Source organism: Geobacillus sp. G4 (assembly GCF_040327975.1).
GTDB classification, from domain to species: domain Bacteria; phylum Bacillota; class Bacilli; order Bacillales; family Anoxybacillaceae; genus Geobacillus; species Geobacillus thermoleovorans.
In genome coordinates this window covers 276,203-299,852 of sequence record NZ_JBEPJY010000002.1, presented here as the reverse complement: position 1 = coordinate 299,852, position 23,650 = coordinate 276,203, and the positions used below count along the sequence as shown (strand labels likewise).

At 54.6% G+C, this 23,650-nt stretch carries 18 protein-coding genes, 1 pseudogene and 1 other annotated feature; of the genes and pseudogenes, 11 read left to right on the top strand and 8 right to left on the bottom strand.

Annotation, left to right across the window (positions count from 1 at the left end):
- Window positions 1–134 precede the first annotated feature (134 nt).
- The 3 genes from ABS784_RS03695 to ABS784_RS03685 form a co-directional block, all read right to left on the bottom strand.
- On the bottom strand, window positions 135–1,304 hold the full coding sequence (locus ABS784_RS03695; RefSeq protein WP_011232283.1) for an acetoin utilization protein AcuC: 1,170 nt from the start codon (window positions 1,302–1,304) through the stop codon (window positions 135–137).
- Entirely contained in the window at window positions 1,301–1,945 is a 645-nt protein-coding gene (locus ABS784_RS03690; RefSeq protein ID WP_021322104.1) for an acetoin utilization AcuB family protein, read from the bottom strand. Before ABS784_RS03690 ends, ABS784_RS03695 begins: the two co-directional genes overlap by 4 nt.
- Before the next feature lie 92 nt (window positions 1,946–2,037).
- On the bottom strand, window positions 2,038–2,670 hold the full coding sequence (locus ABS784_RS03685) for a GNAT family N-acetyltransferase (RefSeq protein WP_011232281.1): 633 nt from the start codon (window positions 2,668–2,670) through the stop codon (window positions 2,038–2,040).
- A gap of 174 nt (window positions 2,671–2,844) precedes the next feature.
- On the opposite strand from ABS784_RS03685, the gene acsA reads away from it, so the two are divergent.
- A complete protein-coding gene (acsA, locus tag ABS784_RS03680) occupies window positions 2,845–4,560 on the top strand; it encodes an acetate--CoA ligase (protein WP_352511473.1) in 1,716 nt (571 codons plus the stop codon).
- A gap of 355 nt (window positions 4,561–4,915) precedes the next feature.
- On the opposite strand, the gene ABS784_RS03675 is transcribed toward acsA, so the two are convergent.
- On the bottom strand, window positions 4,916–7,666 hold the full coding sequence (locus tag ABS784_RS03675; RefSeq protein ID WP_023633313.1) for a transglycosylase domain-containing protein: 2,751 nt from the start codon (window positions 7,664–7,666) through the stop codon (window positions 4,916–4,918).
- A 155-nt stretch (window positions 7,667–7,821) separates the two neighbouring features.
- Window positions 7,822–8,046, top strand: a binding site (T-box leader).
- A gap of 50 nt (window positions 8,047–8,096) precedes the next feature.
- Here ABS784_RS03675 and tyrS point away from each other — a divergent pair.
- Complete coding sequence (tyrS, locus tag ABS784_RS03670; RefSeq protein WP_015375638.1) at window positions 8,097–9,356, top strand: tyrosine--tRNA ligase; 1,260 nt, start codon at window positions 8,097–8,099, stop codon at window positions 9,354–9,356.
- Window positions 9,357–9,402: 46 nt separating this feature from the next.
- On the opposite strand, the gene rpsD is transcribed toward tyrS, so the two are convergent.
- The gene (rpsD, locus tag ABS784_RS03665) at window positions 9,403–10,005 is read right to left on the bottom strand and encodes a 30S ribosomal protein S4 (protein ID WP_352511471.1); all 603 of its coding nucleotides are present in this window, start codon (window positions 10,003–10,005) and stop codon (window positions 9,403–9,405) included.
- Window positions 10,006–10,310: 305 nt separating this feature from the next.
- Here rpsD and ABS784_RS03660 point away from each other — a divergent pair, with 305 nt between their 5' ends.
- On the top strand, window positions 10,311–12,170 hold the full coding sequence (locus tag ABS784_RS03660; protein WP_352511469.1) for a sensor domain-containing diguanylate cyclase: 1,860 nt from the start codon (window positions 10,311–10,313) through the stop codon (window positions 12,168–12,170).
- A gap of 55 nt (window positions 12,171–12,225) precedes the next feature.
- On the opposite strand, the gene ABS784_RS03655 is transcribed toward ABS784_RS03660, so the two are convergent.
- Window positions 12,226–12,702: a GAF domain-containing protein gene (locus tag ABS784_RS03655; RefSeq protein ID WP_011232274.1), complete on the bottom strand. Its 477-nt coding sequence runs from the start codon at window positions 12,700–12,702 to the stop codon at window positions 12,226–12,228.
- A 92-nt stretch (window positions 12,703–12,794) separates the two neighbouring features.
- A complete protein-coding gene (hisJ, locus tag ABS784_RS03650; protein WP_011232273.1) occupies window positions 12,795–13,619 on the bottom strand; it encodes a histidinol-phosphatase HisJ in 825 nt (274 codons plus the stop codon).
- Between the two features lie 195 nt (window positions 13,620–13,814).
- On the opposite strand from hisJ, the gene ezrA reads away from it, so the two are divergent.
- The 5 genes and pseudogenes from ezrA to mbcS all read left to right on the top strand — a co-directional run bounded on the left by ezrA (window position 13,815) and on the right by mbcS (window position 20,278).
- Window positions 13,815–15,518 carry a septation ring formation regulator EzrA gene (gene ezrA, locus ABS784_RS03645; RefSeq protein WP_352511467.1) on the top strand — a complete coding sequence of 568 codons (1,704 nt, stop codon included), beginning with the start codon at window positions 13,815–13,817 and terminating at the stop codon, window positions 15,516–15,518.
- Window positions 15,519–15,896: 378 nt separating this feature from the next.
- Window positions 15,897–17,042, top strand: a complete 1,146-nt coding sequence (locus ABS784_RS03640) for a cysteine desulfurase family protein (protein WP_011232270.1) — start codon at window positions 15,897–15,899, stop codon at window positions 17,040–17,042.
- A gap of 4 nt (window positions 17,043–17,046) precedes the next feature.
- Window positions 17,047–18,252 carry a tRNA uracil 4-sulfurtransferase ThiI gene (thiI, locus tag ABS784_RS03635; RefSeq protein ID WP_011232269.1) on the top strand — a complete coding sequence of 402 codons (1,206 nt, stop codon included), beginning with the start codon at window positions 17,047–17,049 and terminating at the stop codon, window positions 18,250–18,252.
- Between the two features lie 81 nt (window positions 18,253–18,333).
- A complete protein-coding gene (locus ABS784_RS03630) occupies window positions 18,334–18,537 on the top strand; it encodes an alpha/beta-type small acid-soluble spore protein (RefSeq protein WP_011232268.1) in 204 nt (67 codons plus the stop codon).
- A gap of 148 nt (window positions 18,538–18,685) precedes the next feature.
- Window positions 18,686–20,278: pseudogene (gene mbcS, locus ABS784_RS03625) on the top strand (acyl-CoA synthetase MbcS).
- Between the two features lie 163 nt (window positions 20,279–20,441).
- On the opposite strand, the gene ABS784_RS03620 reads toward mbcS, so the two are convergent.
- Window positions 20,442–21,245 carry an NAD kinase gene (locus ABS784_RS03620; RefSeq protein ID WP_011232266.1) on the bottom strand — a complete coding sequence of 268 codons (804 nt, stop codon included), beginning with the start codon at window positions 21,243–21,245 and terminating at the stop codon, window positions 20,442–20,444.
- A 109-nt stretch (window positions 21,246–21,354) separates the two neighbouring features.
- Here ABS784_RS03620 and sppA point away from each other — a divergent pair, with 109 nt between their 5' ends.
- From sppA to ABS784_RS03605, 3 genes are all read left to right on the top strand, one after another.
- Window positions 21,355–22,362 (top strand): signal peptide peptidase SppA, encoded by a 1,008-nt coding sequence (sppA, locus tag ABS784_RS03615; RefSeq protein ID WP_011232265.1) that lies wholly within the window; start codon window positions 21,355–21,357, stop codon window positions 22,360–22,362.
- Window positions 22,363–22,374: 12 nt separating this feature from the next.
- Complete coding sequence (locus ABS784_RS03610; protein ID WP_023633310.1) at window positions 22,375–22,848, top strand: RDD family protein; 474 nt, start codon at window positions 22,375–22,377, stop codon at window positions 22,846–22,848.
- A 109-nt stretch (window positions 22,849–22,957) separates the two neighbouring features.
- Window positions 22,958–23,647, top strand: coding sequence for a DUF2953 domain-containing protein (locus tag ABS784_RS03605; protein WP_352511464.1), 690 nt, complete (start codon window positions 22,958–22,960; stop codon window positions 23,645–23,647).
- Window positions 23,648–23,650 lie beyond the last annotated feature (3 nt).

The window sequence follows — 23,650 nt, the reverse complement described above, 5'->3', positions numbered from 1 at the left end:
TTCTTGCTTGCTTTGCTCCATTTCTTTTTTGACAGCTGCAATCGCCTTGCAGTCGGCCCGTTTTTCGGTGAAAACGGAAGTTGACTAGGAAAACAGGACGTAGAAATCCATTGTTTTCTTTAAATGAAAAAAAATCAAGTCCCCGCCCGGCGTTGACTGCGAATGAAATACAACGCCTTTTCCACCGTTTGCGCATTTTTTTCGCTGATCTCCGCCTTGCGCGGGATCGGGGGATACAAGTCATCCGGGTCGTCCCACTCAAGCGGAAGCGCGACGGGTGAAAGCGGTTGCCAACGTTCGCGCCACTCATCCGGCAGCGGGCCGGACACATCGGCTTGTCCCGTCATCTCGAGCCAAAGGAGCGCCCATGCCCGCGGCACGACGCGCCAGATGTCATAGCCGCCGCCGCCGACGGCGATCCAGCGTCCGCCGCAATATTCATGCGCGATTTCGTGCGCGAGTTTCGGAATGGCGCGGTAGGTTTTCATCGTCACCGACAAATGGGTGAGCGGATCGTAATAGTGGGCGTCGACGCCGTTTTGCGTCACGATGACGTCCGGGCGGAAAAAGTCGGCGATTTCCCGAAGCGCGGTCGTATAGGCGGCGATCCATGATTCGTCTTCCGTGAACGCATCAACGGGAATGTTGAACGAATAGCCGTAGCCCGCGCCTAAGCCGCGCTCGTTGACATTTCCGGTCCCTGGGAACAAATAGCGCCCCGTTTCATGAATGGAAAACGTGCAAACGTTCGGATCGTCGTAAAACGCCCATTGCACCCCGTCGCCGTGGTGGGCGTCCGTGTCGACGTACAACACGCGCAGTCCGTATTTCTCCCTGATGTATTGAATGGCGACCGCGCTGTCGTTGTAGACGCAAAAGCCGGATGCTTTGCCGCGGAAGCCGTGGTGCAGACCGCCGCCAAGGTTGAGCGCATGCTCGGCCGCTCCGGAAAGAACCGCGTCGACGGCGGTGAGGGTGCTGCCGACCAAAAGAGCGCTCGCTTCGTGCATGTTTGGGAAAATCGGCGTATCCTCGGTGCCAAGGCCGTAGTTTTGCGCCGCCGCTTCCGACAGCTCGCCGCGCCCGGCCGCTTTCACCGCCTCGATGTAGGAGCGGTCGTGAATGAGCGCCAGCTCGTCATCGGTCGCCATGCGCGGGGCGACGATCTGGCGGTCTTCGAGCGCGCCGAGCGTGCAAAGCAAGTCGTATGTCATTTTGACCCGCAGCTGGTTGAACGGATGGTCGTCATGAAATTTGTACTGAAGAAATTGCTCGCTATAGACGAATGCGCAGTTTCGGCTCATGACGTAACCCCCGGCAAGTTCGGCCATAGCACGTGATAGCCGGCGTTTTGCAAATCGCGGATCAATGGAAGCGGATTCATCGTCTGCACGCGGAAAACTAAAATTTTCTCATTCGGATCCGGAGCTGGATACACCAAGACGCTGGCGATGTTCACATGGCGCTCGCTGATGATGGCCGCCGCTTTGCTTAACATGCCGGTTTCGTTCGGCACTTTGATCTCGATTTGCGACCCCGGCTGGTGAACGCCGGTCAATTCAATGAACGTGCGGAGCAAATCCGTTTGCGTGATGATGCCGACGAGTTTCCTGTGATTGACGATCGGCAGACAGCCGATTCGGTGTTCGTAAAAGAGCGCCGCCACCTCCTCGACGAAATCGAGCGGATGGCCGACGATGAGGTCGGTTTTCATAATCGTGCTGACCGGTTTTTGCAAGTCTTCAAGATGTTCATGAAGATGGAAAATGGACGGGCTCGCGTCGCGCAAATCTTGGCTCGTCACAAGCCCCAGAAGACGTCCTTCCTCGTCGACGACCGGCAGATGGCGGATGCGGTGATGTCTTAGCAGCTGCAGCGCTTCGGCGATTGTATTGGTGGCGCGAAGCGTGATAACCGGTGCTTTCATCACTTGTTCGACAAGCATCGTTCTCCTCTCCCCTTTGTGCGTGGCATTTTATGCGCGCCGCCCGCAACCGGCAAGGCGGGCGCAAACGTCCGGACAGCTGAGAATTTCAGCTAGTACATATAGCGGTTCATAAACCGAAGCCGGTCGAACCGTTGAATCGATTCGGCGTCGACCCGTTTGCCAATGCGGACCATGAGGCAGTTCGCCGGATGGGAGCAAATTTCCGGGTCGTCGGTCGCATACCAGACGAGCCCGCCGGCGTTCATCATTTTCTCCATCACTTTTCGGTACTCCCATACGTTCAGCCCCGTGCCTTTTAAATCCCAATGCCAGTAATATTCAGTTGTAATGATGATGTAGTCTTCCATGGCGTCGTCCATCATCGAGACGATCAATAAATTTTTTCCGACGCCAAACCCGCGGAACTCCGGAATGACTTCAATGGCGCCAAGCTCGAGCAAATTTTCCATGTTCCCTTCCGACCAACGCTCAAGCGGATCGGGATACAAAAACGTCACATATCCGACAATCACCTCGCCGCGGCGGGCGATGATGATCCGCCCTTCCGGCAGCTTGGCGATTTCGATCAACGCTTTGTGCTGTTTGGCAGGCGGGCGGAAGGAAGTGAGGTCATGGTGGAATTCGTAGCTGGCCAACGCTTCCGGCGTCACCGGCCCTTCGATGAGGAGCGTTCCTTTCGGGGTTTTCAGCTCTTTGGCGTTATACGTTTTTTTATGTTCCATTCGTCCACCACCTGAATTGGTCGTTCTGCTTCCATTATACATAAAAACGGCGCCGGCTGGCGCGGTTCAAAAAAATTTCAAAAAAGTGGGGACGAGGAATATTTTAAAAATTGAGAAATGGTTTTCAATCGACTATAATAGAAATGTAATCACTTACATAAGGGGGATCGGAGAATGAACACAGAACGGCTTCCTGTCATACAAGGGGACTACAATTTGAAAAACTACGAAGAAACATATAAACAGTTTCAATGGTCGGAAGTGGAGAAAGAGTTTTCTTGGCATGAAACGGGCCGAGTCAACATGGCGTATGAGGCGATCGACCGCCATGCTGAGTCGTTCCGTAAAAATAAAGTGGCGCTCTATTACCGCGACGCGGTGCGGAACGAGAAATATACGTTCAAAGAAATGAAAGAGATGTCCAATAAGGTGGCGAACGTCTTAAAACAGGCGGCGGACATTCAGAAGGGCGACCGTGCGTTCGTGTTCATGCCGCGTTCTCCGGAACTGTACTTTGCGGTGCTTGGGATCATTAAAACCGGCGCCATCGTCGGGCCGCTGTTTGAGGCGTTCATGGAAGGAGCGGTGCGCGACCGTCTTGAAGACAGCGGGGCGAAGGCGATCATTACGACGCCGGAGCTTCTGCCGCGCGTGCCGGTCGGCGATTTGCCGGAGTTGAAGTACGTCTTTTTGGTCGGCGACGGCATTGTCGAGGAAGGGCCGTACATCGATTTGAAAAAGCGGATGAATGAGGCAAGCAAGCATTTCGACATCGAATGGGTCGACCGCCAAGACGGCTTGATTTTGCATTACACATCCGGTTCGACCGGCAAGCCGAAAGGCGTTTTGCACGTCCATAACGCGATGATTCAGCACTATCAAACGGCGAAATGGGTGCTCGACTTAAAAGAAGACGACATTTACTGGTGCACGGCTGACCCGGGGTGGGTGACCGGGACGTCGTACGGCATCTTCGGCCCGTGGCTGTGCGGAGCGTCAAGCGTCATCGTCGGCGGCCGCTTCAGCCCGGATGCTTGGTATCAAACGATCCAAGATTTCGGCGTCACCGTCTGGTACAGCGCGCCGACGGCGTTCCGCATGCTGATGGGCGCCGGCGATGAAGTCGTGAAAAAATATGATTTAAGCTCGCTCCGCCACATTTTGAGCGTCGGCGAGCCGCTCAACCCGGAAGTCATCCGCTGGGGGATGAAAGTGTTCGGCCGCCGCATCCATGATACGTGGTGGATGACGGAAACAGGCGGGCATCTCATTTGCAACTACCCGTGCATGGAAATCAAGCCGGGATCGATGGGGAAACCGATTCCGGGCGTTGAGGCGGCGATCATTGATGACCAAGGAAACGTCTTGCCGCCGTACCGGATGGGCAACTTGGCCATCAAAAAAGGCTGGCCGTCGATGATGAAAACGATTTGGAACAACCCGCAAAAATATGAATCATACTTTATCGGCGACTGGTACGTATCCGGCGATTCGGCCTACATGGATGAAGACGGCTACTTCTGGTTCCAAGGCCGTGTTGACGATGTCATCAACACATCCGGCGAGCGCGTTGGGCCGTTTGAAGTCGAAAGCAAGCTCGTCGAGCATCCGGCCGTTGCCGAAGCCGGCGTCATCGGCAAGCCGGATCCGGTGCGCGGGGAAATCATCAAAGCGTTCATCGCGCTTCGCGAAGGGTACGAGCCGTCCGAGGAGCTGAAAGAAGACATCCGCCAATTTGTGAAAAAAGGGCTTGCCGCTCATGCCGCGCCGCGTGAGATCGAGTTCCGCGACAAACTGCCGAAAACGCGGAGCGGGAAAATCATGCGCCGCGTCCTAAAGGCGTGGGAGCTCAACTTGCCGACCGGCGATTTGTCGACGATGGAAGACTGATGAGCGAAAAGCGTCTGGAACATCCGCTGTTCCAGGCGCTGTTGTTCTTTTCAGACTGGGGCCGAAGCGGGGCGGCTGCAAAGACGGTGATGGAACGGAAAACGCGGCCAACAGCGTGATTTCTCCATTTGAAAAACTTGATACATGCCCGTTTCCTCTTCGCTTAAGAACCATCCATTTGGCGAAAATCGTTGTGCTTTCCCCATCTTCACAAAACAAGAAAGGGTGTCCCAACAAGGATCGGGACACCCTCTTTTCGATCACCATATATACGCGCCAACTCTTTATTCAAAACGAATGGCATCTTCTAAAGAAAGCCAATCAAAGAAAGACAATCTTTTGGGTCAGCTCCTTGTCACTCTACGTCACCCGACGGCGGGGGAGAAGACGGCTCGCCGCTCTTTTGATGACCGGAATTGGGCGGCGAGGCGGACGGCAGCGAAACGAGGTTCGACGGCGCCGATTCCTGTCCGGCGATGTCCACAGCAGTGACGCAGTACGCGGCGCCCGGCTGCAGCGGCGAAAACGAGGCTGCCTCGTCCGCTTTAACAGCGGCGGCGAGGCGTCGTTCCCCCGTTTCGTTCACTAGATAGACGCGGTAGCCGATGACATCCGGCTCGTTATGGCGATTCCAGACGAGCTTGCCCCCTGCAAGCCGAGCGGCGGGTGGAGCCGGTGGACGGCCGTTTTCCTTTAATGTGGAGACGAGCGATGCATCGCCCGCCTGCCCTTCGCCGTTGATCCCCCAATCGGCGAGAAGCTTCGGATTCACGATCACTTCGCGAGTGACAAACTCTTCCGGCGTCGTCTCAAGCGCCACATAGCGGCGTCCGCCGATGACGACGACCCGGCTTTCCATCACTTCCTCGCCGCTTCCTTCCCGCGGTGCAAACTTCGTATTGTACAGATCGTAACGGACGAGCCCGGCTTTTTCGCACGCGGCCGACGGGCTGAAGCCGCTCGCGGCGCAGTAAGCGCGGCGGACGATGCCGCCTGGCATGAGAAACCGCTTCGGCGGAGCGATGAGCTTCGGGTTTTCTTGATAGGCAGCATTGATCAACCGCGCCCATAACAGCTGGGTGCGCTGGCTGTAGGAAAGCCCTTTGTAGCGGGACTCAAGCGGCGCCGGCCGGTCATAGCCGATCCAAACGCCGAACGTGACGTTCGGATTGACGGCGATAAACCACGAATCGCGCTTGTCTTGCGATGTGCCGGTTTTTCCCGCCCAATCGGCGGAAAAGGTCAAGTAGCGCGGCACCGACGAGGCCGTTCCGCCGTGAAGCACGTCGCGCATCATATCAATCATCAAGTACGACGTTTGCGGCGAAAACACCGGGACGGGTTTGCTTTGATGTTTGTAAACGATCTTTCCGTTTTTGTCCACAATCTTCTCAATCATGTAAGCGTCCACGAACGATCCGTAATTGGCGAACGTCGCATAGGCGTTGACGTTTTCCTCGACCGTGACGCCAATGTGCGTCCCGCCGATCGCCAAAGCTGGATTGGCCTCTTCTTGTTTGGCGACGCTCGTGACCCCCATTTTATGCAAATAGTCAATCGGATGGCGGGATCGAATTCTCATATACGTCCGAACGGCCGGAATGTTGAACGATTGCTGCAAGGCATAGCGCGCCGTGACGAGCCCGTGCGTTTTTCCGTCCGCGTTTTTCGGTGTATACGAACCGATCGAAAGCGGCAAGTCGGGAATGATCGTCGCCGGCTGGATGACGCCCATCTCCATCGCCGGCGCGTATACTAAGAGCGGTTTCATCGTTGACCCGTTGGACCGGTGCGCTTGGGTGGCGTGGTTCAACTGCTCGCGCCCATAATCGCGGCCGCCGACGAAGCTGATGATTTTTCCCGTTTTGTTTTCGATGAGCATCGCCCCGACTTCGACCGGTTGGCGATGGGGGATCATTTTTCCTGTTTTCTTGTCTTTGGTGTAATACACATTGTCGCTTCCGTAATACGGGTAGCGGGCGGCGATGCGCTGCATTTGTTCATAAATCTTTTTGTCGATCGTCGTATAAATCCGATATCCGCCTTGGCGCAACGCTTTTTCCGCCTCGCCGAGATAGCGGCGGAAACGAGCGGGGTCGCGCTTCACCTCTTCCGGCTTATAGCCGTCGCGCTTGGCGAACGTCTCGGCGAGCACCTCTTTCGCCCGCCGCTCAATCTCCATCGTCAAAAACGGATATTGTTCAAACGGCGACGGCTTCGGGGCGGCCAAATGCTTCGCCACATCATAGGAAAGCGCTTCCTTATACTGTTTTTCCGAGATGTAGCCGGCCCGTTTCATCCGGTACAGCACCGTTTTCATCCGTTTCAATCCCGCCGAGAGATCCGATTTGACGCTGCCGTCAGCGGCAAACGGGGTGTAGACGAACGGGTTTTGCGGCAGTCCGGCCAAAAACGCCGCTTGAGCGAGATTCAACTCTTTGGCGTTGACGCCAAAGACGCCTTGGGCCGCGGCTTGGATGCCGGCGATGTTGCGCCCTGAAGAATTGCGGCCGAACGGAACGACGTTTAAATACGCCTCTAAAATGTCTTCTTTGGAAAAAAATTTCTCCAGACGAAGTGAAAGCAGCATTTCTTTCGCCTTCCGCTCAAACGACACCTCGTTCGTCAACATCTGGTTTTTGACGAGCTGCTGCGTAAGCGTGCTCCCGCCGCTTTTGACCGGCGAGTTGGTCAGCTCTTGAAACACGGCGCGGATGACGGCCTTCGGAACGACGCCGTCGTGTTCATAAAAATGTTCGTCTTCGGTCGCGATGATCGCCTGCACGACGTATGGCGACACCTCGGAAAGAGGCACCGCCTCGCGGTCAAGGTCGGACCGGAACCGCCCTAAATATACGCCGCCGTCAAAGTACATGTGGCTCGTTTCGCCGTAATGGTAAATCTCCTTTTTCATCTCGTCGGGCGAGGGAACGGGCATATCTTTGACCAAAAAGGCAAAATAGCCGGCACCGGCGCCGATGGCAAAGCAGACAAGGCAGAGTGCGGCGATGAGCAAAATTAAGATGACGTTCCAAACCACATCGTATGTAAGGGAAAAATAATGCCACGCTTTTTCAAGAGAAATGGAAAGTTGGTTTCGCTTCATGCCAGCCCCCCTATGCGGCAAGTCATTATATATCAGTATACCATAGGAAGGGGAGGCATTGTGGAATTTTGCCGATTTTTCGCCGTTTGTGCGAAAAGCGTTAGGGTTGACAGCGAGCGCATCGCTATGGTAATAAGAATGTATATATTTCATATGAGAAAGCGATGATGGGAACAAGTAGCGGCTGTCTCCCTGGTGCAGAGAGCTGGCGGACGGTGCGAGCCAGTCCACAGGCAGGCGTGAATTACCTCCCTGAGCAGCGATGGCGAACGTTTTTGGCACCTAGTAGCCATCCGCCGGCCGGCGCCGTTATCCAAATGAGTGAGAAAGCACCATGCTTTCTAAGTAGGGTGGTACCGCGACGAACACTCGCCCCTTCATCACGGGCGGGTGTTTTCTTTTGCATGACATTTATAGAGAGGTGAAGGATATGGATTTGCTTGCGGAATTGCAATGGCGCGGGCTCGTCAACCAAACGACGGATGAAGACGGGTTGCGCAAGCTGTTGAATGAGGAGCGGGTGACGCTCTACTGCGGGTTTGACCCGACGGCGGACAGTTTGCATATCGGCAACTTGGCCGCCATTTTGACGCTGCGCCGCTTCCAGCAGGCGGGGCACCGGCCGATCGCCCTAGTCGGCGGAGCGACGGGGTTGATCGGTGACCCGAGCGGGAAAAAAAGCGAGCGCACGCTCAATGCGAAAGAAACCGTCGAGGCATGGAGCGCGCGTATTAAAGAACAGCTCGGCCGTTTTTTAGATTTTGAAGCGGACGGCAATCCGGCGAAAATCAAAAACAACTACGACTGGATCGGGCCGCTGGATGTCATTACGTTTTTGCGCGATGTGGGCAAGCATTTCAGCGTCAACTACATGATGGCGAAAGAGTCGGTGCAATCGCGCATCGAGACGGGCATTTCATTTACCGAGTTCAGCTATATGATGCTGCAGGCATACGATTTTCTCCGCCTGTACGAGACGGAAGGCTGCCGCCTGCAAATCGGCGGGAGCGACCAATGGGGCAACATCACGGCAGGGCTTGAGCTTATTCGCAAAACGAAAGGCGAGGCGCGGGCGTTTGGCTTGACGATCCCGCTTGTGACGAAAGCGGACGGCACGAAATTCGGGAAAACGGAAAGCGGCACGATTTGGCTCGATAAAGAGAAAACATCGCCGTACGAGTTTTACCAGTTTTGGATCAACACCGACGACCGCGATGTGATCCGCTACTTGAAGTACTTTACGTTCCTGTCAAAAGAGGAAATCGAAGCGCTTGAACAAGAGCTTCGTGAAGCCCCAGAGAAGCGGGCGGCCCAAAAGGCGCTTGCTGAGGAAGTGACAAAGCTCGTGCACGGCGAAGAGGCGCTCAGGCAAGCGATTCGCATTTCTGAAGCGCTCTTTAGCGGCGACATTGCCAATTTGACAGCGGCGGAAATTGAGCAAGGGTTCAAAGATGTGCCGTCATTCGTTCATGAAGGAGGCGACGTTCCGCTTGTCGAGCTGCTCGTTTCTGCCGGCATTTCGCCATCGAAGCGGCAAGCGCGCGAAGACATCCAAAACGGCGCCATTTACGTCAACGGCGAGCGCCTTCAAGACGTCGGAGCCATATTAACGGCTGAACACCGCCTTGAGGGGCGGTTTACGGTCATCCGCCGCGGGAAGAAAAAGTATTATTTGATTCGCTACGCCTAAGAAAAAAGATCCGAAATGCATCGGCATTTCGGATCTTTTTTGCGCCTTAACGCGAGTAGAACTCGACGATGAGCGCTTCGTTGATTTCCGCCGGCAGTTCGGAACGCTCCGGCAAGCGGGTGTACGTCCCTTCCATTTTTTCCGGATTGAACGTCAAGTAATCCGGAATGTAGTTGTTCGCTTCGAGCGCTTCTTTAATCACTTGCAAGTTGCGCGATTTTTCGCGAACGGCGATCGTTTGTCCCGGTTTGACTCGGTACGACGGGATGTTGACACGGCTGCCGTCGACCAAAATGTGGCCGTGCGTCACGAGCTGGCGGGCTTGACGGCGCGTGCGGGCCAACCCTAAGCGATAGACGAGGTTGTCTAGGCGCGACTCCAACAAAATCATGAAGTTTTCGCCGTGTTTACCCGGCATTTTGCCTGCTTCTTCAAACGTTTTGCGGAATTGGCGCTCGTTTACACCGTACATATGGCGCAGCTTTTGCTTTTCTTGTAGCTGCACGCCATATTCCGACAATTTCCGACGCTGCCCTGGACCGTGTTGGCCAGGCGGATACGGACGTTTTTGCAATTCTTTCCCCGTGCCGCTCAACGAGATGCCAAGGCGGCGGGAAATTTTCCACATTGGACCAGTATAACGAGCCATTCGTTGCTCCTCCTTGCGCTTTTATTCGTAAAATAAAAGCAGATGTGCGCCAACAATTATGGCCATTTTGTTTTCATGCATCCTCGCTCTCGCAGCTAAGAGTTACACGATGCACCTCGGCGGGCCGAGGAACAAAATGAACCATAAAGGCGGGCACAAAGGCTGCTATATTTTACACAAAGGCTATTATATGATTTTTAGAGGATAAAGTCAACATTTTGTTTCCCTTTTTCTCCATTGGTATGGTATAATAAAAGATGCAATTTTTAAAAAATTGTCATCCCATTCTCTCGTTTGGAATGATGATGCCGGTTTGGGTGGAAAAGGCGATGAACAAGGAAGAAATGAAACGGTATGAATCATTTAAACAAAAATTTTTCCACTGGTTTTTGGCGTTTCAGGACGATGGGCCGTTTTCGGCGGCGGCGGGCGAGTTGCTCGCGCTGCTAAAAGAAGAGCTGGCGCTCGAGCAAGCCGTTTTTTATTTGTACGACCCGGTGCGGGCTGCCTTTTATCCGGAAGCGGCCGCGGTTGGGACGCCGGACGCTGGGCCGATCGCGGCTGATGGAGAGCGGAAAGTCGCTGTTGTCGATGCCGGTGGGCCGCATATGGCGGCCCGGCTCTTTTTCATGCTTTCCGATGAGACGCCGGCGATGGTCGAGCTGATGTATCGAAAAGATGGCGGTTTTGACGAGCGGTTGTTGTGGGAGATCCGGACGGATTTGGCGCGATTGTTTCGGAAACTTAGCGCGGTGCTGCAAGGAGAGGGCGAAGAGAAACGGTATGGACAGCTGCATCACTTTGCCGCAAAAATTCATTCCTCGATGCATATCGATGTTGTGCTTGAAGAAATTATCCGCACGCTGCAAAACGTCTATCCATCATTCACCTACCACCTTCTGTTGTCGCATGACAACCATCTGCGCGGAAATTTGCCAATTAAAACGCTTGTATTGGATGAAAGGGAAAAACAGACGGCGGCGTTGCGGGCGTTTTTGACTGGACAAGTGCAATGCGAGGAGATGGAGGCGCCGCCGCGCTCGGTGCTGTACGCCCCGATTAAAGGGGCGCAGGCGGTGTATGGGGTGATTGAAATTATCGCCCCATACGCTGCGCCATTTCCAAAACGAGAGATTCATTTTATTTCGCTGCTGGCGAGCACGGCTGGAAGCGCGCTTGAGAACGCCAAGTTGTATGAACAGTCGCGCCGGCTTGTCGCCGATTTGCAGCTGATCAACGACACAATGCGCCAATTGAACGCCCGGCCGCGGCTTCATGAAGCCATTGAGTACATGGTATCGCAAATCCAACAATCGTTCGGCGCGGATGAAGTCGGTTTTTTCTTGTTTGCCGACGGCAAGCGGGAGCTTTTGCCAGGCAGCACGCCGTTTTTTTTCGACCATCGGTCCGAGCCCTATATCGAATGGGTGGAAAAGCGGCGCCAAAGCGGAAATGACATTTTATTTGCCGGTGATGTATGCGTGTCCGCTTTCGGTTCGTTTCGTTCCATCATGGCGGCGCCGATGCAGCAAAACAAGGAAACGAAGGGACTGTGCATTGCGCTCGCCAGCGAGCCATACCGATTTACGTTTGAGATGTTTAAGCTCTTGGAATCCCTCGTTCAACATTCAACGCTGGCGTTTATGAACGCGATGCTGCGCGAAGAGCTCGAGAAGATGGTAGTCACCGATTATTTGACAAAGCTGCATACGCGCCGTTACTTGGACGAGGTGATCCAAACATCCATGGGATCCGATGCATCCGGGGCGCTCATTTTGTTTGACATTGACAACTTTAAGCAAATCAACGATGTGTACGGCCATCAAACGGGCGATGGGGTGCTCGTCCAAGTGGCTGAGACGGTGCGCGCCAACATTCGCGATGGCGATGTGGCGGCGCGTTGGGGCGGGGAAGAGCTGGCGGTGTATTTGCCGAAAGTGCCGCTGTCTGACGCCATTTCGATTGCCCGCCGCATCACAGAAAAAGTCAGAGAACAAACGATTCCGACGGTGACCGTTTCGTGCGGCGTGTCATGGTGGGAGCGCCAAGGCTGCGAGGATGCAAAACAGCTGTTCAAACGAGCCGACGCCGCGCTTTATATGGCAAAAGAGACGGGAAAAAACTGCATTTTTGTGCACGATGACTGTCATTTGTATAAGGTGTAAAAAAAAGGAATCCGAGCAAGCGGATTCCTTCTTCGCGCTTGGTGCGCTTTTTTCGTCAGGCGGAAATGAGCACGCTGGCAAACTGCTCCAAGTAGCGGCGGTCGATGTCATCGAAGCGGTTTTTCACCGGGCTGTCGATGTCAAGAACGCCGATGACGCGGTCGTCTTTGATGAGCGGCACGACGATTTCCGATTGAGACGCCGCATCGCAGGCGATATGGCCCGGGAATTGGTGAACGTCTGGAACGACCACCGTCCGCCGTTTGGCGGCCGCCGTGCCGCACACCCCTTTGCCGAACGGAATGCGCACGCATGCCGGCAAGCCTTGGAACGGGCCAAGCACAAGCTCCTCGCCGTCTGCGAGATAAAAACCGACCCAATTGATGTCGGTGAAAAACTGGTTGAGCAAGGCGGCTGCGTTCGCCAAGTTGGCGATGAAGTTGGGTTCCCCGGAAATGAGCGATTTCAGCTGTTCGATGACGAGCGCGTAATTTTCTTCGCGTGTTCCGTTGTAAGCCATGGGACGAAACATAGAACTAGCCTCCTTTTTCATCATGGTTGGAGCAGGACTCTGGCCTCAACATCCAGCAGGATGCAAGCAGGGAAATGGCTGATTCGCCTATTTTATGACGGCTGCGGGCGGTTGTCAACCGAAAGCGCCTCGCGGTCCATCCTCTCCCGTCCTTGGTGCAAGTCGGCGGCGCGATGGGCGTCGGATCCGTAGACGATTGGGATGCCCCGCCGCCGCGCCTCGGCGATCACGCCGCCCGGCGGATACGGCTCAAGGCAGAGCGGTTTGGCGGCGCCGGCGCCGTTGTAGTCCAATTCATAGCCGAACTGCTTGATGTCATCGAGAATGGCAACAATCCACTCATCCATTGGTTCCAAGCATGGGAAACGGCGTTGGAACTTGCGCACAAGCGTCATATGGCCGATGCGTCTCGGTTTGTAGCGGCCAAGCTCCGTGCGGATCGATTGCAGCACCGTTTCGTAGTAGGCGCGGTGGACGCGTTCGACCGATCCGAACAAGCGGACGATGTCGGCGAACATATCTTCGCTGTAATCAAGGCATACATATTGCCCTTCGTGGGCCAAAAAGTGAACCGATAAAATGCTGTCGTCAAGCAGCGGGCCGACCTCGTCGAGCAGGCGGGTTGTTTCTTCCTCAAAGCCAGGAATAAAATCGACTTCGAGCCCGACACGGATGGCAATGTCGTTTCGGTAGCGGGCTTTCACCTCAGCGACGGCGTGCAAATAGCGCTCAAGCTGGCTAAGCTTCATCGAACAGTCCTGGTTGGGCGTTGGATCGATAAACCGCTCAGGAAGCGGGGCATGCTCCGTAAAGGAAATGTCGGTATAGCCCAGTTCGATCGCGCGCTCTACATAGGCCTCAAGCGGATCTTGGCTTCCGTGCGGACAAAACGGCGTATGAATATGCCCGTCGCGCATGATCGATTTTCCTCCTTTCTTCCTTATGTATCATAGCAAAAATAGTGAAGATTCTTGTAAAAAAAATAAAAATTTTGGTCAAAAAATGTCGTTAACATGGTATCATAAAAACATTGAAAAACATATATTTTTGCCTTCTCCGCTATTTTCGTTTGTTCGATAGAAGTAGCTTGAATGCAAGGAGGGCATCAGCGGATGGGAATGGCATGGATCGTTCTGCTCCTCGGAGCGGGGGCAATCATATATAATCATGTGTACCGGAAGCGGATGTACCGGGAAATCGATCGGCTCGAGGAATGGAAAATCAACTTGATGAACCGGCCGGTGCCGGATGAGCTGGCGAAAGTGAAACAGCTGAATATGACAGGGGAGACGGAGCAGCTGTTTGAACGATGGCGCCAGCAATGGGACGACATTGTGGCAGTGAAGCTGCCGAATGTGGAAGAACAGCTGTTTGACGCGGAGCGGCTGCTCGACAAATACCGCTACCGGCAGGCGCGCCGGCTGCTTGGGCAGATCGCCGACGGATTGCGTCGTCTTGAGGAAGAAGTGCATGAAATCATTCATGAAGTGAATGAGTTGATCGGCAGCGAGGAACAAAGCCGGGCGGAGATCGAGGAGCTGCGTGCGGCTCACCGGGAAGCGAAAAAGGCGCTGCTTGCTTACCGTTATACGTTCGGTTCGGCTGCCGACTTGCTTGACGTCCGTTTAACGGAAGCGGAAAAGCAGTTTCAGCGGTTTGCCGAATTGACGGAAGCCGGCAACTATTTGGCGGCGCGCGATGTGGTTCTGACACTGAAGGAAGAGCTCGGCCGGCTCACAGCCATGATAGAAGAAATTCCCAAACTTCTTGGCGAATGCCAAACGTCGTTGCCAGCTCAGCTCGCTGAGTTGGCTGATGGCTATCGAGAGATGGAAGAGCGCGGATACATCCTTGACCATTTGCACATGGAGCGCACGCTTCAGGAAAAACGGGAAAAAATCGAGCAATGTCTGGCCATGATCCATGAGCTGCGCATCGAAGAAGCGAAGCAGATTGTCGCTGAGCTGAAAGAAGAGATCGACGCGCTCTACGATTTGCTCGAAAACGAAGTGCTCGCGCATCAATATGTGCAAACGGAAATGCCGCGCCTCAGCGGCATGCTTCAGGAGCTCGCCGCCGAGGCGAAGGAAACCGAGGCCGAGGCGCTGTTCGTCCAGCAAAGCTACCATTTGGCGCCAAGCGACCTCGAAAAGTACCGGAGCATCGAAAAGCAGCTGCACCAGTTGCAAAAGCGGTTTTTTCTCATTCAAGACCGCGTTGCCGAGGCGAAAACAGCGTATTCGCTCCTGAAAGAGGAGCTTGAGCAGCTTGTGTCTCAGATCGACCTCATGAAGGAAGAGCATGAACAGTTTCGAACGATGCTGCAGACGCTGCGCAAAGACGAATTGATCGCCCGCGAAAAGCTTGACGGCATGAGAAAAACATTGGCCGAGGCGCTCCGCCTTGTGCAAAAAAGCCGGCTGCCGGGGCTGCCTGAACCGTATGCGCTTGAATTGGCGGAAGCGAGACGCAGCTTGCAAGCCGTTGCCGCGCGTCTTGAAGAAAAGCCGCTTGACATGCCGGCGGTCGACCAAGCGTTGGAGGAGGCGAAAGCGGCTGTGGAACGGTTGTATGAGCGGACGGTGGAAATGATCGAACAGGCGACGCTGGCGGAGCGGACGATTCAATACGGCAACCGCTACCGCCGCCGCTATCCAGCGGTCCGCAAAGGGCTGGAAGAAGCCGAATTTTTATTTCGCCATTATGATTATGAGGAGGCGCTCCGGCAGGCGGTGGCGGCCGTTGAAGAAGTCGAGCCGGGCGCGTTTGACCGTGTGCAGAAATTATGGCAGGAGGATAACAGCCGCGAACAGTGATAAACCACCCGATCACGAGTATTGATTATCCATTATTTTACCTAAAAAACACAGAATCATATGGCTGAACACAAGCTTTTCTGCCTCTTCCCTCGAACAAGAACGCCGCCCGGAATATCTTGAATGAGGGGCTTCGTTTGCTGTCTTCGTAAGGCAGCCAAACCGTGGGACGCACGGGGATGGCTTGGCTGACAGCCTGCCGTGGGGCGGGTGTTCCCAAGAATCTCCCACCTCTAAGCGCAGGTGGGAGATTGTTCAATGGGTTTTTGGTGAATAATGTAAATGACGGTGTGTTTTCGTTGTCGATTGGCGCCTGTTTTGGTTAAGATGGACGATGTACAGCGATATTTTGCCGACAATGAGCGGAGGATGGAAGCGATGATTTATCTTGACAACAGTGCGACGACCAAACCATTTCCCGAGGTGATCGATTCGTTCGTCGCCGTCGCAACGAACTATTTTGCCAATCCGTCGTCGCTCCATGGGCTGGGCATGAAGGCGGAGCGGCTTTTGGCGCAGGCGCGTGAACAAATCGCCGCCATGCTGCGCGTTAAGCCGAACGAAATCGTTTTTACCTCCGGCGGAACGGAGGCGAACAATTTCGCCATCAAAGGGGTCGCCTGGCAATATCAGCGGCGCGGCCGGCATATCATTACGACGAAAATCGAGCATCCGTCTGTCGCTGAACCGTGCCGCCAGCTTGAGGAGCTTGGTTTTGAGGTGACGTACTTGCCGGTCGACCGCGAAGGAAGGGTATCGGTTGAGCAAGTGGAACGCGCGCTGCGCGACGATACGATTCTCGTGTCGGTCATGCACGTCAATAACGAAGTTGGCACGGTGCAGCCGATCGAAGAAATCGGCGCCCTCTTGTCCCGCTATCCGAAAACATTGTTTCACGTCGATCGGGTGCAAGGGATCAGCAAAGTGCCGCTCGACTTGAAGCAAGCCGGTGTCGATTTATGCACGATATCGGCGCATAAATTTCACGGATTGCGCGGCGCCGGCTTGCTTTACGTCCGTGAAGGCGTCCGCTTGGCGCCGTTGATTGCCGGCGGCGGGCAGGAGCGGCAGCTTCGGTCCGGAACGGAAAATGTCGCCGCCATCGTCGCGATGGCGAAGGCGCTTCGCTTGGCGCTCGAGCGCTACGAGCGGGACATCGGCCGGCTTCAAGCATTGAAAGACGAGTGGCTTGAAGCGCTCTTGGCGATTCCAGACATCGAGATCAACACGCCGCGCGATGGCGCCGCTCCTCATATCATCAACTTTTCGTTAAAGCGCGGCGTGAAGCCGGAAGTGTTTGTTCACGAACTGGAAAAAAGCGGAATCTACGTTTCGACGACGTCAGCCTGTTCATCGAAAAAAAAGGCGCCGAGCAAGACGCTTTTGGCCATGGGGCTTGGTGAAGACCGAGCCGAGCGCGGCATTCGCATCAGCTTGTCGTTTGACAACAGCCGGGAAGAAATCGCGCCGGCGGTGGCAGCGATCAAGCAGGCGATCAAAACATTAAGCGAGGTAACGGAATAAGATGATGAACTATGACCGCATTTTGATCCGCTACGGAGAAATGACGACGAAAGGAAAAAATCGGAACATCTTCGTCCGGCGTCTTAAAAACAACATTGCCCGCAAACTGCAGGCGTTCGAGCGGATTCAGATTGAATATATGCGCGACCGAATGTACATTTTATTAAACGGCGAGCCGCATGAACCGATCATCGAAAAGCTGAAAACCGTTTTTGGCATTCATTCGTTCAGCCTGGCGATGAAGTGCGAAAACGATCTGGACGCCATTAAGGAAACGGCGCTCGCCGCCGTCCGCCAGCTCCCATACAAAGGAAAAACGTTTAAAGTGAGCGCCCGCCGCGTCGATAAGCAGTTTCCGTATCGAAGCGACGAGCTGAACTACGAGGTGGGGGCGCATATTTTGCGGCAGACGGACGGGCTTAGGGTCAACGTGCGCGAGCCGGATATTGACGTGCGCATTGAAGTGCGCCAAGACGGGACATATGTCACGTGCCGCGACATTTTCGGCGCCGGCGGCCTGCCGGTCGGAACGAGCGGCAAGGCGATGCTCATGCTCTCCGGCGGCATCGACAGCCCGGTTGCTGGTTATTTGGCGATGAAGCGCGGTTTGGAAATCGAGGCCGTCCACTTTTTCAGCCCGCCGTTTACAAGCGAACGGGCGAAGCAAAAAGTGATTGACCTCGTGCGCAAGTTGACGACATACGGCGGGAGAATCAAGCTTCACATCGTGCCGTTTACGGAAGTGCAGCAAGCCATTTATCAAGGAGTTCCGAACGAGTACTCGCTCATTTCCACTCGGCGGGCGATGCTTAGGATCACCGACGCGCTGCGCCGCCGCCAGCGGGCGTTGGCGATTGTCACAGGCGAAAGCCTCGGCCAAGTCGCGAGCCAGACGCTAGAAAGCATGTACGTGATCAATGAGGTGACCAATACCCCGATTTTGCGCCCGCTTGTTTCGATGGATAAACTTGAAATTATCGAGCTGGCGAAGCAAATCGGCACACATGATATTTCCATTCTTCCGTATGAAGACTGTTGCACCATTTTTACGCCAAGAGCGCCGAAAACGAAGCCAAAAAAAGAAAAAGTGTTCCATTATGAGAGCCAGCTCGACCTCGCTCCGCTTCTGGAAAAGGCAGTCAATGACACAGAAACGCTCGTCATTGATGAAGAAACAGGGCAGGGCGATGAGTTTGCCGAGCTGTTTTGAATCTCAAAATTTACCAAAAAGCATCGCTGCATATCGCCATCTGTTTTCACACATTCTATAGGTACAAGGAGGTGAAAACAGATGGCACGCAACAACAGCAATCAACTGCTTGTTCCGGGTGCGCAACAAGCGCTGGAGCAAATGAAATATGAGATCGCTCAAGAATTTGGCGTGAACTTAGGCGCTGACACGACTTCGCGCGCCAACGGTTCGGTCGGCGGCGAGATCACGAAACGTCTCGTAGCCATGGCGCAGCAACAATTGGGCGGCGCACGCCAATTCTAATTTCATAATGATGGCTTACTGATGGCTTACGCGGCGGGGGCATTCCCCGCCGCTTTCATATGAGAAAAACGGTATTCAAAATAGAACGACTATTTTGTATAATAGAGATGCCGACCAAGGCGAAACAAGACAGAGGGGGAGAGGAACGATGAGGCGGGAAGACTTGATTGCTCCCGAGCGCTACAATTTAACATCGGAAATGGAACGGCATGCGGCCGCCGACCCGGACCGGATCGCGTTGAAATGGGAGAGCGAGCAAGGCGAAACGAAAGAGATTACATACGGCCGCTTGATGGCGCGCGCCAACCAAATTGGAAACGCTTTCTTATCACATGGGCTCGAAAAAGGCGATAAAGTGCTCGTCATGATGCCGCGCCTCATTGAAACATACGAAGTGTATATAGGGGCGCTCAAAGCCGGGCTTGTCGTCATCCCAAGCTCGGAGATGCTGCGGACAAAGGATTTGCAATATCGGCTCGTCCATAGCGAAGCGAAAGCGGTTGTCGCTTATGCGCCGTATACGGACGAATTTGCGCCGATTGACGGCATCGAACGTTTGACGAAGTTCGTCATCGGGGAACCCCGGGACGGATGGATTCCGCTTGAAGACGCCATGGCCAAAGAGAGCGAAACGCTCGAGGCGGCGGATACCTCGCGCGATGATATGGCGTTTTTGTCGTACACATCCGGCACGACCGGCAATCCGAAAGGGGTCGTCCATTGCCATGGTTGGGCGTACGCCCACTTGCGCACGGCTGCGAAAAACTGGCTGTGCATTGAAGAAGGCGACCTCGTTTGGGCGACGGCCGGACCGGGATGGCAAAAATGGATTTGGAGCCCGTTTTTATCGGTGCTCGGCTCGGGGGCGACCGGTTTCGTCTACTACGGCCGCTTTGAGCCGGAAACATATTTGTAGCTATTGGAAAAATACAACATCAATGTGCTGTGCTGCACGCCAACCGAGTATCGTTTGATGGCGAAAGTGCCGGACATCGGCCGCTATCATCTATCTCATTTGCACAGCGCCGTGTCCGCCGGAGAGCCGCTCAACCGCGAAGTGATCGACACGTTTGCCAAGCATTTCGGCGTCGAAGTGCGCGACGGCTACGGCCAGACAGAAAACACGCTGCTTGTCGGCGTCATGAAAGGAATGCCCATCAAGCCGGGTTCGATGGGGAAACCGACGCCAGGCAACCGCGTCGAAATTATCGATGAAAACGGCGAGCCGTGCCCGCCCGGACAAGTCGGCGACATCGCCGTCCATATCGAAACGCCGGCGCTGTTTAAGTATTATTACAAAGATCCGGAGCGGACAGCGATGCAGTTCCGCGGCGACTACTACATTACGGGAGACAAAGCGCGCAAAGACGAAGACGGCTATTTCTGGTTTGAAGGCCGCGGGGATGACATCATCATCAGCGCCGGCTATACGATCGGCCCGTTTGAAGTCGAAGACGCGCTTGTCAAGCACCCAGCCGTAAAAGAGTGCGCCGTCGTCGCCAGTCCGGATGAAGTGCGCGGCCATGTTGTCAAAGCGTTTGTCGTGCTGCGCGACGGGGTCGACAAAGACGATCCGTCTCTGATTCCGGCCCTGCAAGAACATGTGAAACAGTTGACGGCGCCGTACAAATACCCGCGCAAAATCGAGTTTGTCGACGATTTGCCGAAAACGGCGTCCGGAAAAATCCGCCGCGTCGAGCTGCGCGAGCGGGAAGCCCGCCTTGCCGGCCGGTCGTTGTAAGCAGAAAGAGCCGATTGAGCTGGCCGTTGCCAGAAGCGGAGCGATGTCCGCACAGCGGCCAAACAAGAGGGTGTCTCGTTGCGAGACACCCTCTTGCCGCATGCGCGTCGAACGGATTCGCCATTTTAGATCCGGTGTTTCGCCGGGAGAACAGACACACGCTTCACAAAAAGACGCGTTTCACTTTATCCCAGAACGAATTGTCTTTTAGGCGCACCGTTTTGACCACCCGGTCGCTTAAACGAATGTCAATCCGCTCAATATGCTGGATGCTGAGCGCTTCATTGTCGAGGCCGATGATTGGAAAATGGCTTGTTTCTTCCGACATTTTCAGCGTCAACGTCCGCGAGCCGCTCAAAATGAACGGCGAGCCGAGCGTCCGATAGCGGTTGCTGTTGAGCGAGGCGAGTTCGCTCACTTGAAAGCACGGCAAGAGCGGATCGACGACCGCTCCGTGCACCGATTTATTGTAGCCGGTGCTGCCGGTCGGCGTCGAAACGATGATGCCGTCGCCGCGGAACGTCTCGAAATGCAAGTCGTCGATGAAAACGTCGATCGCCATCGTTTTAATGATTTGCGAGCGGATCGAACATTCGTTTAAGCAGAAAAACGAAGCCGCGCCGTCGATCGTCACTTCGATGATTGGGTAGCGCCGCACTTCGAGTTTCCAATTTTTCGCCGCTTCCACCATATGATCGATGTCGTCAATATGGAAATCGCAGTAAAACCCGCGCGCCGGCAAGACGGACACGCCGACGTACAAACGGTCAGGAAGAAATCCCGTCTGCCGCACCGCCTGCAAAAACGCGCCGTCATCCCCGATGCTGACGATGATGTTCGCTTCCCGATAGTCGTCGACGACCACAAACGGACCGCGCTCTGCCAGCTCAATGAGCGGCTTCACTCGTTCGATGAGCTTGTCGTCGCGCTTATAAAAAAAATAAAGACGGTTGCGTTCCATATCCATGTTTTGCGTCCTCCCGATGGCATCATCTAATCAATCGATGTACAATGAATATTGTACCACGTTTGCCAGGATTCTAAAAATATGGGCAGCCGATGCAGGGGGGAAGACGATGAATCGAAAACGATGGACCGCGTTGGCCATCGCCGCCGCCTTGTTTGTGATCTCGGTGCTTGTTCAAGCGGTTGGCGTTCTTTTGTCCGACAAGGCCGGCGGCTGGTCGGAAAGCTGGCTGGCGCTCATGGAGTCGCCATTTAGCGAAGAAGTCATCGCCGAGGGCGACCCGTTGAAAAAAATCGCTGTGTTGGAAGTGAACGGAGTTATTCAAGATGCGGGGGAAGCGGAGTCGCTTCTTTCCTCATCACAGTACAACCACCAAACGTTTTTGCAAATGATCAAACAGGCGAAAGAGGATCAAGACGTCAAAGCGATCATCTTGCGCATCAATTCGCCGGGCGGCGGTGTCGCGGAAAGCGCGGAAATTTACGATCAGCTGATGAAGCTGAAAAAGAAGACGAACAAGCCGATTTACGTATCGATGGGGGCCATGGCCGCCTCGGGCGGTTACTATATCGCTGCGGCCGGCGATAAAATTTTCGCCAGCCCGGAGACGATCACCGGCTCCATCGGCGTCATCATGCAAAGCGTCAACTATGAAGGGCTGGCAAAGAAGTACGGCGTGGAGCTTGTCACGATCAAAAGCGGGCCGTACAAAGACATCATGAATCCGGCGCGCAAAATGACCGAAGCGGAACGGAAGATTTTGCAGCGGCTGATCAATGATTCGTATGATGCGTTTGTTGATGTGGTAGCCAAAGGGAGAAAGCTGCCGGAAGACACGGTGCGCAAGCTGGCGGACGGCCGCATTTATGACGGGCGACAGGCGAAGGCGCTCCGCCTTGTCGACGAGTTCGGCTACTTGGATGACGCGATCGCTGCGCTCAAAAAAGAGCATCATTTAACCGGCGCTCAAGTCGTAAAATACGTGAACGATGCGCCGTGGAGCTCTCTCTTTGAGATGGTGTCGAACCGGATGAAGCCGGACAGCGAGGCGGCCGGGCTCATCCGCCTGTTGTCGCGCCCTTCCTCGCCGCGGCTTATGTATTTATACGCCGAATAAAGGAGTGGAAACATGACGGACATGCAAATAACGGCGACGCTGGCGGATCATCATCTCCCGCCGGCAGAGCGCCCCCTCTGCTACGGCGGCTTTTGGCTTCGTTTTTGGGCGTATTGCCTTGATGTCATTGTTGTCTCGAGCCTCAACCGGCTCATCGTTTGGCCGCTTTTTCGCCTGTTCGATTGGCCGCTTGCGCAGGACGGTTTGTTCGCGCCAGCGACGGTCGCGGCCGCCGTCGTCTTTTACGCCTATTTCGTGTTGATGACGAAAGCGTTTGGGCAGACGCTTGGCAAAATGGTGTTCGGCTTAAAAGTGGTCGATGAGCGCGGCGAGCCGCTCACCTGGCTGACCGTGTTGTTTCGCGAAGTCGTCGGCAAATTCATCGCGAAAAAATTGCTGTTCATCGGTTTTTTGTTTGTTGCGTTTTCCGAAAAGAAAAAAGGGATGCATGACCAGTTCGCGGATACGATCGTCGTCCGCGAGTAACAATCCGCCTGCATCAAGAACAGAACGTCAACCAATGTCCGCCTGCCGAAACGGCAGGTTTATTTTTTTTCCAGATGGCGACAATGTATGATGAAAGGGAGGGCGGACATTGAAAGCAGTCATCGCGGTCATCGCAACGGTTGTTCTTTTGCTTCTTCTCGTCGCCTGGATGAAAGTATCGGTGACGGTCGTGTTTCGCCATGTGAAAGACGACGATGAATGCAAAATCGTGGTGCGCACGCTGTTTGGCCTCCTCCGCTATACTGTCCGCATTCCGTTCATCAAGCTGGACATGGATCCGGATGCGCCGGGAGTGGCGTTTCTCCAAAAAAAAGGAGTGGAGGGAACGCGCGGGAAGGAGGAAAAGAAAGGGAAATTGACCCTAAAAAAAATCGCTGACCTGTTTCGACAGCTGAAACGGTTTCTCGAGCAAGTCGTCGACTTGCATGAAATTATGAAACAATTTTATCGCCACGTGACGATTACGAAATGGGAGTGGAAAACGAGAATCGGCACCGGCGACGCCGCGTCAACCGGCTTGCTCGTGGGGCTTGGCTGGTCGCTGAAATACATGATCATCGGCGCGGCGAGCCGCTATATGAACATGAAAACAACTCCGGCTGTCGCCATCGTTCCGGCCTACGATCGGGCCGCTTCGGAAACGGTGTTTTTATGTATGATTCAGTTTCGAATCGGGCATGCTATGGTAGCAGGATTGCGAGTGGTCAAACATTGGCGCGGACGGCGGCTGCCAAAGCGAAACCCATTGGCGGCCAAGCAGGCAAATGAAGGCTACTAGGAG